Origin of the sequence: Seleniivibrio woodruffii, assembly GCF_004339245.1 — a bacterium.
GTDB classification, from domain to species: Bacteria; Chrysiogenota; Deferribacteres; order Deferribacterales; family Geovibrionaceae; genus Seleniivibrio; species Seleniivibrio woodruffii.
In genome coordinates this window covers 322,934-335,718 of sequence record NZ_SMGG01000003.1, presented here as the reverse complement: position 1 = coordinate 335,718, position 12,785 = coordinate 322,934, and the positions used below count along the sequence as shown (strand labels likewise).

General features: G+C 49.7%; 10 protein-coding genes and 1 riboswitch. Of the genes, 3 read left to right on the top strand and 7 right to left on the bottom strand.

The genetic code is table 11. The features are described 5' to 3' along the window. Window positions 1-67: 67 nt before the first annotated feature. The 7 genes from thiL to C8D98_RS01475 all read right to left on the bottom strand — a co-directional run bounded on the left by thiL (window position 68) and on the right by C8D98_RS01475 (window position 7,655). A complete protein-coding gene (gene thiL, locus C8D98_RS01505; RefSeq protein ID WP_132871384.1) occupies window positions 68-940 on the bottom strand; it encodes a thiamine-phosphate kinase in 873 nt (290 codons plus the stop codon). Next, on the bottom strand, window positions 937-1,557 hold the full coding sequence (gene thiE, locus C8D98_RS01500) for a thiamine phosphate synthase (protein WP_243640894.1): 621 nt from the start codon (window positions 1,555-1,557) through the stop codon (window positions 937-939). The genes thiL and thiE overlap by 4 nt, the downstream gene beginning before the upstream one ends. Further along, window positions 1,554-2,819, bottom strand: coding sequence for a phosphomethylpyrimidine synthase ThiC (gene thiC, locus C8D98_RS01495; RefSeq protein WP_132871382.1), 1,266 nt, complete (start codon window positions 2,817-2,819; stop codon window positions 1,554-1,556). Before thiC ends, thiE begins: the two co-directional genes overlap by 4 nt. 60 nt (window positions 2,820-2,879) lie before the next feature. After that, window positions 2,880-2,970: riboswitch (TPP riboswitch) on the bottom strand. Between the two features lie 99 nt (window positions 2,971-3,069). Then, the gene (locus C8D98_RS01490; RefSeq protein ID WP_132871380.1) at window positions 3,070-3,339 is read right to left on the bottom strand and encodes an acylphosphatase; all 270 of its coding nucleotides are present in this window, start codon (window positions 3,337-3,339) and stop codon (window positions 3,070-3,072) included. Further along, window positions 3,339-4,841 carry a M14/M99 family metallopeptidase gene (locus tag C8D98_RS01485; RefSeq protein ID WP_132871378.1) on the bottom strand — a complete coding sequence of 501 codons (1,503 nt, stop codon included), beginning with the start codon at window positions 4,839-4,841 and terminating at the stop codon, window positions 3,339-3,341. The genes C8D98_RS01490 and C8D98_RS01485 overlap by 1 nt, the downstream gene beginning before the upstream one ends. After that, the gene (locus tag C8D98_RS01480) at window positions 4,838-6,328 is read right to left on the bottom strand and encodes a L,D-transpeptidase Cds6 family protein (RefSeq protein WP_132871376.1); all 1,491 of its coding nucleotides are present in this window, start codon (window positions 6,326-6,328) and stop codon (window positions 4,838-4,840) included. Before C8D98_RS01480 ends, C8D98_RS01485 begins: the two co-directional genes overlap by 4 nt. A 4-nt stretch (window positions 6,329-6,332) precedes the next feature. Continuing rightward, the gene (locus C8D98_RS01475; RefSeq protein ID WP_132871374.1) at window positions 6,333-7,655 is read right to left on the bottom strand and encodes an RsmB/NOP family class I SAM-dependent RNA methyltransferase; all 1,323 of its coding nucleotides are present in this window, start codon (window positions 7,653-7,655) and stop codon (window positions 6,333-6,335) included. 59 nt (window positions 7,656-7,714) lie between these two features. On the opposite strand from C8D98_RS01475, the gene trkA reads away from it, so the two are divergent. Genes trkA through hypF form a run of 3 tightly spaced genes read left to right on the top strand, consistent with a single transcriptional unit; the run spans window position 7,715 to window position 12,738 of the window. Continuing rightward, on the top strand, window positions 7,715-9,058 hold the full coding sequence (gene trkA, locus C8D98_RS01470; protein WP_132871372.1) for a Trk system potassium transporter TrkA: 1,344 nt from the start codon (window positions 7,715-7,717) through the stop codon (window positions 9,056-9,058). A 3-nt stretch (window positions 9,059-9,061) separates the two neighbouring features. After that, window positions 9,062-10,513 (top strand): TrkH family potassium uptake protein, encoded by a 1,452-nt coding sequence (locus tag C8D98_RS01465; RefSeq protein WP_132871370.1) that lies wholly within the window; start codon window positions 9,062-9,064, stop codon window positions 10,511-10,513. Beyond that, on the top strand, window positions 10,510-12,738 hold the full coding sequence (hypF, locus tag C8D98_RS01460) for a carbamoyltransferase HypF (RefSeq protein ID WP_132871368.1): 2,229 nt from the start codon (window positions 10,510-10,512) through the stop codon (window positions 12,736-12,738). Before C8D98_RS01465 ends, hypF begins: the two co-directional genes overlap by 4 nt. Window positions 12,739-12,785 lie beyond the last annotated feature (47 nt).

Below are 12,785 nucleotides of genomic sequence, written 5' to 3'. Positions count from 1 at the left end.
CATTCTGAGCAAAGCGAAGAATCTCTGAGATCCTTCGGCTTGAGCCTCAGGATGACACTAAATAAAATCAGAAGTGATGCTCGTAGCCTATGTTCGAGATGTCGACAAGACTGCCGTCCTTTTCCAGCCAGACGCCGGACCCCTCTTCAACTCGGCCAATGCAGATAACAGCCGGATATGCCGCTGTCAGCTCAGCCACCCTGTCCGCAGGAACAGTGAACAGCAGAGAGAACTCCTCGCCGGAACCCAGAGCATATTCCGCAGAATAGCCATCACAAAGAACCTTTGCACTTTCAACCACAATTTTTACGCCGCTCTGCTGTGCTATGTGTGACGCATCCCTGCCTATTCCGTCGCTGACGTCTATGCATGAATTTGCTATGCCTGTACGCCCCAGAAAATCACCCAGTGCTGTCTCTGCCCGCACCAGATAGTGATTGTAATTTTCCGTATTTCCGGCAAGTTCCCTGTCCAGAAGCTGACGTACTCTGCCGGCAGGACGGGACAGAAAAAGCATATCGCCCGCCTTTGCACCCGAACGTTTCAACACGTATTCGTTCCGTTCGCCGATAACCGTCAGTGACACAAAAAGCCCTCCGGCAGACGACGTGGTGTCGCCTCCGATAAGTTTCAGCCCGTATGCATCAAACGGCTTCGCTATGTCCTCTGCGGATACCTCACGACCTTCCGGCACTGCTATGCCCAGAAGAGCATACTTCGCCACACCGCCCATGGCGGCTATATCGCTTACATTTGCCGTAATGAGTTTCTGCATGATATGGCTGAAGGGCGCATCAGGCGTAAAGTGCACGTTCTCCGCCATGATGTCTTTTGCTATTAGGGTTGTGCCGAATAAGGCGGCATCGTCGCCTACCCCTAGGGCGATGCCGCTATTATCCAGCATATGGGTCAGACTCTCTATCAGAGAGAATTCTTTCATAATTTTTCCGCTTTTTCCCGCAGTTCGGCAGCCGCCCTTGCAGGGTCTTCAGCCGCACATATGCAGGAGGAAACCGCCACGCCCGACAGGCCTGCGCCGTAAAGCGTATGGATGTTTTCCGCATTTATTCCGCCTATGGCAACGGCAGGCTTTGCGGTGAGCTTCACCAGCCTTGCTATGCCCTCAGGGGATATCACCGGCCTTAAATCCTTCTTCGTTCCGGTCATAAAAGCAGGCCCGACACCTATATAGTCCGCCAGCTTCGCCGTTTCTATGTCCTCTTCGGTGTTGCAGGAATAGCCGTATATCATATCCGGATAAACCGTTTTTGCGGTTTTCAGAGGAATATCCTTAACTCCCAGATGCACCGTGCGTGCGCCCAGACAGCGGGCAAGGTCGATACGGTCGTTGACCACGAACAGAACTCCCGTTCCGTCCAGAAGCTCCGTCAGCTTCTGCCCCGTCTCAAACTGATCTCTGGCGGTCAGCCCCTTGTCACGCAGTTGCACTGCGGTTACGCCGTGCTTTATCACCTCAGGGATGAACACATCCAGAGGCTTTTTAAGCATGTGGGTCTCAAGCACAAGGTAGAGTTTAAGGTTATCTTTCAGTATCATAATTTTTTATCTATTTTAACTGCGCAAAGCTTGCCGCACATGGAGCATGAGCCCATGTCGTGGTTCTTCTGAAACTTCTTTCTGGCTGTTTCAGGGTCGAGGGCAAGCTCGAACTGGCGTTCCCAGTTCAGTTCCTTTCTGGCGATGCTCATCTGTTTGTTGCGCTCAACGGCTCCCGGCACTCCCTTTTCCATATCTGCTATGTGTCCCGCCAGTCTGGAGGCCATCACTCCCTGATAAACATCGTCCTCGTCGGGCAGACAGAGGTGCTCGGCAGGTGTTACATAGCAGAGGAAGTCCGCTCCCGCCGCTCCGGCGATTGCTCCGCCGATGGCCGCAGTTATGTGGTCATACCCTGCGCCGATGTCTGTGGGCAGCGGGCCAAGGATATAGAAGGGAGCATCGTTGCAGAGACGCTTCTGAAGCATCATGTTGGCCGCTATCTGGCTGAGGGGAACGTGGCCGGGGCCTTCTATCATAACCTGAACATCCTTCGCATAGGCACGTTTCGCCAGTTCGCCGAGGATGATAAGCTCGTCGATCTGGGGTCTGTCCGTTGCGTCTGCAGTGGCTCCGGGACGGAAACCGTCGCCGAGGCTGAGGGTCACGTCATATTTATAAGCTATCTTAAGAAGTTCATCATAATATTCATAAAGGGGATTCTCTTTCTTGTGGGTGCGTATCCAGTTGGCAAGTATCGATCCGCCTCTGGAAACGATTCCGCAGACACGGTCGCTGTTGTCCATTCTGGCAACGGATTCCTTTGTGATGCCGCAGTGAACTGTGATATAGTCCACACCCTCGCTGCACTGCTTCTCTATGTTGCGCAGGAGAACGTCAACGTCTATCTTGTCCGTGGTCAGGTCTTTCATCGCAAGCTCAGCCGCAACTGCGTATATCGGCACTGTGCCCAGCATAACTGGACAGTTCTTCTCTATCTCCCTGCGGATGGCGTTCAGGTCGCCCCCTGTCGAAAGATCCATAACGCTGTCCGCTCCCGCACGGATGGCGGCGTCCAGCTTTTTAAGCTCAACCTCAAGAAATGGGCAGTCACCGGATGTTCCTATATTGGCATTAACTTTTGTTTTCAGTTTCTTACCGATGCCCCTGACATCAAAGTTTCTGTTTATGTTCTTCGGAATGACCACCTTGCCTTCGGCGATGAGCTGAACAAGCTCGTTCACATCAATAAGTTCGTCCTTCGCAACTTTCGCAATCTCGGGTGTTATGATTCCTTTTTTCGCCGCTTCAAGCTGTGTCATATATTTTTCTCCTTAAACAAAAAGCCCCGTACCGGAATATGCCGGAACGGGGCCATAAAGCCTTGCTTAATGTCCGTTCCCTACGTCGGCATTACCCGAATCAGGTCTTAGGGGTATATCTCAGCCTCATAGGGCACCCCCACGGTTTTCAAACTATATTACTTTTTACATATGTTCGCAAGAATTTTGTGGCTACGATGTTACGGCGAGGATGTGCTGGGTCGCTATTACTGTCGCAATCCCGCCTGCCTTATCTCTCTATAACAAACGAACCATAACCTGACGGCTCTGTAAGCTCTTCCGTGTCAACACTTTCAACAGCTGAGAAGGGCGAACCCTCCCATGCCTCTTTCAGAGCTTTTTCAACCTCGGCTTTTTCGCCCTGAACATCAAGCTCGACACTACCGTCGGGCATATTCCTGACATAGCCAACAACGTTCAGGCGGGATATCCTGCGGTGGACGGAGGCTCTGTAGCCCACACCCTGAACACGGCCGGAAACCCTTGCCCTCAGACGCATCACTTCATCCTTATCCAGAACTTGGCGATCTCTTCCCTGTCCTTCGTAACGACAACAGGATAGAGCATTTTTGCATCGTCCTCGGCATATTTCGTCATAAATCTTTTAGGCAGAAGCGTTATCACGAACCCTCTGTCGTCACCGTCGTTCACAACGGAGAATGAAGACACATAGCCTTTCAGGTTAACGGGGACATCCGACACAGCACCGTCCACGACAAAGGAGATTATCTCAAGTTTCGTGCCCACAGGCAGAGTGAGAGTTTCGCCGTTTGCGGCAGTAACGGGCTTTCCGTTCACCTTCAGATTAAATGAATAGCCTGCGATAGGCTCCTTTTTTACAGGTTCGGGCTGTGCCACAGGCTCAGGCTTGGGCTGAGGTTTCTGAGCGACAACCGGAGCGGGTTTCTTAGGTGAAACGGCAATGTTTATATTGCCTATCTTTATGTTATCCTTGCGGAACTGTATCACGGCATTGGTCTTTATCGTAAATTTAGAGTTTATGTCGTTCAGGGTTCCGTATCCCAGAAGGTCGCCGGAAACACCCCTTTCATAGTTCGATTCCACATGTTTAAGCTCAACCACATCGCCTCTGTTTATGTACAGTGTGCCGCCCCTGTCGACCTTGTGGGGTTCGTCGTTAACAGCGATTATCGCATAGTCCAGTCTGGGTTTTTCAAGGATTATTGCGGGCATTTCGGGCACAACACCATAGAGTTTCATAAACTCGTTCACGGCATAGTTGTGATAAAGCACTTTCAGCTCAACCGAGGGCAGATTTTTGGAGGACTCTATCCCGTAGGCCGGAATGCAGTACTGCCTGACAGCATAGTAGGTGGCTGTTTTGCGCATATCGCTGAACGCAGTTCTGGGGTTGTCGGTGTCTGTATTAAAATAGTGCAGGTGATATTTCGGGTCGTCTATCTTGCTGTTCACAGCCTCAAGCACCTTTATTGCATTGGTTTTCAGATCAATGACCTTTCCGTCGGCACACTTATATGTATCCGCATCGGTGATCACCGACTGACCGAATCTCTTTGGGTTTCTGGATTCGTCGATATAGACGGGATTGTGGAACCCCCATCCGTCGTGGAGGTTAAGGAATACGTCCGACTCAAGCATCAGCTTTTTAACGACGGAAACAACCCTGTCCATCTCAAGCTTTTCGGGCTCGTTGAGAAATCTGCGGTTCATATCGCCGTCGGGACCTCTGTCGAAGAGGATAACCGATTTGAAATTCGCACGGGGAATAACTATCAGATTACCTTTTTCCAGTCTCAGGTCGGAGTAGAGATCCGCCGAGAGAAACCCGCCCGGCTCGTCGCCCTGAATTCCGCCCATAATGAATATCGTGGGACCGTCCTGCCTTCCGTATATCTTATATACCTGAAGCTCGTAGTTCGTACCCTTAAAATAGTTCTCCACCTTGGTATAGGGGCGGCTCTGCGCAAATGCGGAGACAGCCAGAACCGTTATCAGCAGTGTGATCAGAAGTTTTTTCATTTCGCTCTCCAGTCTTCGGAGACTATACGCAGTCCGCTGTCGCCGTTTTCAAGTGTAAGGGTTTTGATACCCCTGTCGCTGTATTTATCGCCGGTGTAGTTCTGTATGAAAGTGATGATGATGGTTTCATCTTTGCCCATCTCGACCTTCATGTTCTCGATACCGACAGTTATCTGTGCTATACGCTCAAATTTGCCGCTCTTATCCTTTTTCCATGCTTCATAGTTCATGCGTCCCGCTTTGAACCTTTCGGAATAGTATGCCATATATTCATCGGCATTTCTGCTTTCCCATGCCTTTTTCCAGCCTTCCACAAGCTTTTCAGCCTCAACACGGATGTCGGTCATGTTGTCCTGAAGGATCTGCTCTTCGGGAGTTACCTTCTCGGGTTCATGTGCAGGCTCAACCTTTTTCTCCGGCTCAACCTGAGCTATAACCTTTTCAGGAGCAGGCTTAACAGGTATTTCCTTTTTAGGTTCTGCCTTGGCAACAGCAGGCTCAGGCTTTCTGGGCTTGTCTGCGGGCTCGGGCTGAACAGGTTTCGATTCCTTAGCCTTGGCCGCCAGTTTCACGTTTCCGCCCCTCATCTGCTCGAAATCTTCGGCAACGATCTTAAGCTGGCCGCCTTCGTTGCGGAAATAGAGTGTCTTTCGGCCGAACACGGTCATGTTTGCCGCCGAGTAATACTGATCGAACTGGGCGACAACCTCGTCTTTAGATTCGTGGAAGATACGGAAGTTGTCTGCGGCTATCTTCCTTTCAGGGTATGCGTCCATCAGGTATTTTTTATAGTTAAGGTAGGCCTGAAGGCTCTTGCCGTCCTTTGAACGGAAGCCTTTGCCGTAGGAGTTTTTAAATCTGTCAAAATTGTTCGACTGCCATGCGTTTATAAATTCGTCAACAGCGGCTCTTGCAGAATCATATGACAGTCTGTAGGCCTGCTGTGTTCCGATTATGGCGTTTCTGGTGATTATGACGGGGGTTCCCACTGTGAAATACTGCGAAAGGTTCTGAATGTCTGAGTTTTCCAGAGCAACACAGCCCTTTGTGGCGGGATCCTGCCTGTTCTGCTCCTTTCCGTGGAGCCAGATACCGCTTCCGGTCTTTCCGTTCAGGGTGTCCAGCAGGTTGGGGTAGCTTAAGGGGAAAGCCCCGTAGCCATAGAGTTTTGCAGACTCTCTGCCGTACATCTCTATCAGCCTCTGGCCTGAAAGAAAGCTGGTTATTCTGTATACGCCTTCCGGTGTTTTAAGATCCCCTCTGGCTATTTTGTCGCCGGAGCCTTTGCCCACCAGAACGTCAACAGTTCTTATAATATTAACCCCGTCCCCTGTGACACGCACAACGTGGAGTTTTCTCTTATCCTTTTCAACAACAACAGCAATGAAGCTTTCTCCCTTCTGCGCCGCAACGTTCATTATTGTGTTTGCGGCAAGTGCAGGCAAACAGATGCACAGAGACAAAAGCAAAATAATAATCTTCTTCATTAACCTACCACTCTATGTTTTTTCCGTAGAGGAAATATCGATCCAGCTTGTTTTTGAGCATTCCCTGAACAGGTTTAGACATTCCGACCGGGATATCCTTATAATAAACTGCCCCGCCATGATAATCGGCGGGCATGTCTATGTCAAACCCTTTCAGATACCTGAGTGCGCCGGAATAGTCAGTCTGAGTCTTCAGCTCGTCTTTAACAAAATCCGCCAGCTGCCAGAAAGCCTGTGAAGCCAGCTCCCCTTCACGTTTAAAGAGCATTATTCCGTTACTCTTAAAGTTTATGCTCCTATCCATTCTGGTGGTCAGATATCTGGAACCGCCCTTTTCATATATCTCGGTATATTCGGGAAATTCCGTAAAAAATGTCTGAACGTCTTTGTCGGGTTTCAGGCGGATAAAGCTGCCGCCCGTGGACGGTTCGCCTTTTTTGCGCAGAGCCGCAATGAAAAACCCGTCATATTCGTCCAGATGGGGCAGAAAACGGATTATCCTGCCGTCTATGTCCCCGTTTCCGCTGATTCCTTTCGTATATTGACCTTTGTTTATGTCAATGAGTTCACAATCAAAGGAATCCAGCAGATATTTCACGACCTCTTCGTTCTCCTCAATGGCGAAGGTGCAGGTTGAATAGACCATTACTCCGCCCTCCTTGAGGGAGTGAAATGCGGAATGGGCTATCTCTTTCTGCAGTTTTGCCATCCGCTCGGTGAGTTCCTGAGTCCATTCGGCGTTTACGGTTTTGTTGCGGCCGATCTTGTTTTCGTTGCTGCACGGAGCATCCAGAAGTATCCCGTCAAAAAATCCGTCAAAGACCTTATGCAGACTGCGGCCGTCCATGCTGACAGTGCGCACGGAATAGCTTCCGTATTTCTCTATGTTGAATTGCAGTGATTTAAGTCTTTTTGGAGAGGGTTCGTTGGCGATTATTGCACACCGATTTTTCAGCAGATCGGCAATGGCGCAGGTTTTGCCGCCCGGCGCACTGGACACGTCCAGAATATACGGATAGTCCGGCATGAGCGATGTCAGAATATTTGCGGTAAAGACGGATGAAGGGTTCATAATGTAGAACCCGCCGGTCTGAAAACCGATCGTTTCGGTAAGTTTCTCAGCATTATCTGTTATACTGTAAACATTGGGAATGGCGATGGGTGAAGCGGAAATGTCCTGTTCCGAAAGTTCTTTCAGATAGTCCGCACTGCGGGCTGAGGCCAGCCTTATGTGTCTGCTCTTCTCACGCATGAGACCCGCAAAAAATGCATCGGCATCCTGTTTGAAAATCTGTGTGTATTTGTTGATAAAATCCTTATTCAGCATGGACTAAAGGATAAAACAATTATATTGAGTTTACAACTGTTATATAGTAGGCTTTTCGTATGAAAATAGTTGTTGCAGGGGCAGGGGAGGTCGGTTTTCATATCGCATCCTCGCTCATAAACGATGGAAAAGACGTTGTGATGATCGAAAAGAACCCCGCAAGGGCGAAGTATGCCGCTTCACGCCTTGACTGTCTGGTGGTTACAGGCGAAGCCACAAACCCCGACACGCTTAAAGAGGCTGGCATATCCGGTGCGGATGCGTTCATCAGCGCAACCGACTATGACGAAGTGAACATGATCACCTGTTTCATAGTGGCCAGCGAGTTCGAGGTTCCCGTTAAAATTGCCCGTGTGCGCAACGTGAGCTACTCCAGAACACGCATGTTCGGAAGCAACCTCGCCGGAGTGGACTACGTCGTAAACCCAGAGATAGAGGCGGCAAAGGCCATCGTTTCAACCGTTCAGCACGGAGCCACCAGCGATATATTCCTGTTCGAGGATGTCAACATTCAGCTCAGGGACATCATCGTTGACGAGGATTCGTTCTTCTGCGGAAAATCACTGAAAGACATAAAGCGGGAACTGAAAGAGGAATTTCTCATCACAGGTATAATGCGTGACGAAGAGATAGTTATCCCCGACGGCGACACCGTTATTGAGGACAAAGACCATGTTTATCTCGTGGCCTCATCCCGCAGTTTCGTAAAGATCCTTAAAAAAGCGGGTATGATCGGCAAAAAGCTGAAATCCATCGTTATCCTCGGCGGCGGAAACGTCGGAAGACACGTTGCCGATATGCTTCTGAAACTCGGAAAAAATATTAAGATAATCGATAAAGATTATGAAATATGCAAGACCCTTACAGCTGATTTCCCCGATGCGCTGGTGCTGAACGCCGACGTTTCCGACGAGAGCATCTTCGAGGATGAACAGCTTTTCAACAGCGACGCCATAATCTGCACAACCCACAACGAAGAACTGAATATTCTGGCGGCCATATACGGAAAATCCAAAGGCATCGCCCGTGCGGTGGCTCTTGTGAATAAAAGCAACTACATTACAATATCCGATGACCTCGGGATAGATTCCACTGTCAGCCCTAAGATAAGCTCGGTGAACGCAATCCTGAAATTCATCCGCAAAGGGAATATAAAGAGCGTTATAAAAGTTCTGAACGGCAAGGCGGAAGTGGCCGAATTTTTCGTGTCTCTGAACGCCGAGGTCACAAAAAAGCCGCTGAAAGATCTGAAACTGCCGAAAGGGAGCCTCATTGCCGCTGTGGCCAGAAACAATCAGACATACATTCCCGACGGCAATTTTGTTCTCCAGTCCGGCGATATTGCGCTGACGTTCTCCGCCGACAACACGGCGGAATCCATTCAGCCCTTTTTCTCCGAGTAGTCCATGCACTACAAAGCAATAATAAAAATAATCGCAATCCTTCAGGTTGTCATTGCCGCATTCCACCTTATCTGCGGAACAATGGCCATCTATTTTAAAGAGGCAAACGCTGCTTACAGCTTCTTTCTTTCCGGTGTGCTTCTTATAGGCATCGGAGTTTCTGCGCTGAGAATCCTTATCGATGAAAGGCCAAAAACACTTTCCACAAAGGACGGGTTCCTGCTGGTCACGGCCAGCTGGGTTGTCGCCGTGCTGGTAGGTGCCATTCCATATCACCTTTCTGAGGCTGTGCCCACCTATGCCGATGCTGTTTTTGAGACAATCTCAGGATTTTCAACAACAGGCGCAAGCGTTATTTCCGATATAGAAGCTCTGCCGAAATCAATAATTTTCTGGCGCTCCCTGACCCACTGGCTGGGCGGAATGGGTATTGTTGTTCTTGCGGTGGCGATCCTTCCCCTGCTGGGCATCGGAGGCATTCAGCTCATTCAGGCGGAGGCTCCCGGCCCGACTGTGGACAAGCTGACCCCTAGAATAACCGAAACGGCAAAATATCTGTGGTATATCTATCTCGGCTTCACAGTCGCCCTGGCGGCACTTCTGATGTTCGGCGGAATGAGCCTGTTCGATTCGCTAAACCACACCTTTGCAACAGTTGCAACAGGCGGTTTCGGAACCAAGAACACCAGCGTTATGCACTACGATTCCGCATACATAGACTACGTCCTCACTATCTTCATGCTCCTTTCGGGCATAAACTTTTCTCTCCATTTCCGTTTTCTCACAGGCAACCTTAAGCCTGTTCTGGCGGATTCGGAGCTTAAGACCTATCTGGTTATAGTGGCTCTGGCAACTCTGATCGCAACCGTATCTCTCACCGGAACTGTATATGACAGTTATGAAAAGAGTTTCCGCTATGCGGTCTTCAACGTGGCTAGTTTCATAACCACCACGGGATTTGCAAATGATGACTATGAGAAATGGCCTTTCCTCGCCCAGACTGTTCTCTTTCTGCTGATGTTTGTGGGCGGCTGTTCCGGCTCAACAGGCGGCGGTATAAAGGTTATCAGGATAATAACTCTGCTTAAACAGGGTCTGAACGAGATGAAATATCTCATCCACCCCCGTGCCGTATTCTCCCTGCGTATCAACGGTCAGCCCGTTAAGAAGAACATCGTCTATGCCATAAGCGGGTTTTTCTTTCTTTATATAACCACTGCGCTGTTTGTAACACTGATAGTCTCAACATCAGGTGTCGATATGATGACAGCCCTCAGCGCATCGCTGACGACTCTCGGCAACATAGGCCCCGGTTTCGGTCTCATAGGTCCAACGGAAAACTTTGCCTTTTTCCCCGAATATGTAAAATGGACACTGAGTGCCGCCATGCTCATAGGCAGGCTTGAGATATACACCGTTCTGGTGCTCTTCACACCGATGTTCTGGAAACGATGAGAACTTTTGTAATACACATCAACGGAATAGTTCAGGGGGTCGGTTTCAGGCCGTTCGTTTATAACCTTGCGGTGTCAAAGGGCATTAAAGGTTCTGTGATAAACAGCGGAAACGGTGTGGAGGTGCGCATTAATGCAGACAGCTTTGAGGAGGCTGAAAGTTTTCTGGACGATATCAAAAGGCATGCTCCCCCTCTGGCGCATATCACCGTGGGCTATGCAGAAGAAACCGAATATCAGATTTTCAACAATTTCAACATAGAAAAGACAGTCTCATCAGGCGGGCTGTCACTCGTGCCGCCGGACACAGCAGTTTGCCCTTCCTGTGCAAAGGAGATTCTGAACCCTGCGGACAGAAGGTATAACTATCCCTTCACCAACTGCACCGACTGCGGCCCCAGATATACCATCATGTACGATATGCCCTATGACAGGGAAAAGACCGTAATGTCCTCTTTTCAGATGTGTCCCGACTGCCGCACAGAATATGAAAACCCAACAGACAGACGCTTCCATGCACAGCCGAACGCATGCCCAGTATGCGGCCCCCACGTTTACTACAGAAACCTCGAAGGCATCGAAGCTATAAAACATGTCGCAGGGCTGATAGATTCAGGGGAGATAGTGGCCGTTAAAGGTCTGGGCGGATATCATCTGATTTGTGATGCATGCAGTGACGCACCCATTCAAAGGCTCAGGGAGCTGAAAAACCGTCCGGATAAACCGCTTGCAGTTATGGCACTGCCCGATACTCTGGCAGAGCTTGATATGACCGAGGCTCAGCGGAATCTCATTTTCAGCCAGTCGGCACCGATAGTCACCGTTGAGTGTGAAAACACATCACTTTCGCACCTTGTGTGCCCTATGTCGGCCTCAGTGGGCTACATGACCGCATACACTCCGCTTCATCTTATCCTGCTGAAACATCTGAAAACAAAATATATAGTAGCCACCAGCGGTAACCTGAAAGACGAGCCCATCGCAAAAGATGAACAGGAGGCGGAAGAGAACCTTTCTCTTTTCACAGAGCACTTCCTGCACCATAACAGACCCATCCACAACCGATGCGACGACTCGCTGGCGGCAGTGGTTAACAATAAACCTTACATTCTGCGCCGAGCCAGAGGCTTTGCTCCTTATCCGGTGATAATGCCCGCCTCCTCGGACAAATGCGTTCTGGGGGTGGGAGCACACCTTAAGAGCAGTGTTACCCTTGCAAAGGACGGCTACGGATTCGTCAGCCAGTATATCGGCGATCTGGACAATCCTGAAACCACCTCTTTCTATGACGAAACTGTGAAAAAGATGGAAGCTCTGTACGGACTGACACCCGATATTGCAGTATGCGACCTCCACCCGACCTACCATAGCTCTGAGTACGCAGAAAAGCTCGGAATACCCGTTGTGAAGGTTCAGCACCATCTGGCGCACATGTTCGCCTGTATGGCGGAGAACGGGCTAAAAGACAACGTTCTCGGTGTCATAATGGACGGAACGGGTCTTGGTACTGACGGAACCATCTGGGGCGGCGAGTTTTTTGTTATGAAGGATATGAGGATAACCAGACCTCTTTCCATGCCATCCGTTCCACAGCCCGGCATGGATGCGGCGGCCAAAAACCCCGCCAGAATGCTGGTGTCATATCTCCACAGCTTCGGTCTGCTGAAAGACAACGCAGATATTGTAACCCGGAACACGGGGCTGACAGAAAGAGACATCAGCCTGATAACCGGAATGGCAGACAAAGGCATCAACTGCATTAATACTTCCGGAACTGGCAGATTTTTTGAAAGTATCGGCTCCCTTGTTACACAGACACCTGTAAACCTTTTTGAAGCACATTCGGCAATGAAGCTTGAAGGGCTTTGCACACCATCCGGCAGAACCTACTCCGTTTCTTCCCCTGAAGAGCTTTTCGCCGCAGTTCTTGAAGACATCAGGAAAGGAACCGACAGGCATCTGATAGCCTCCTCATTCCACAACGGATTTGCAGACTGGATATTTTCAAGGGCACTTGAGCTTTGCTCACAGCATATAATCACCGACGTTGTTCTCTCCGGAGGAGTTTTCCAGAACACTTATCTGGTGGGAAAACTTGTCTCGCTATTTGAAAACTCTGAGCTGAACCTGCGTCTCCACTCGAAAACACCGCCCAATGACGGCTGTATCTCCCTTGGGCAGGCGTTCTTCGGAAATTTTCACACTTTGCCCACTATAGACCTTTAATCGCTTCCCAATTCACCATTATTCCTTTATAATAAAATATACGAGGA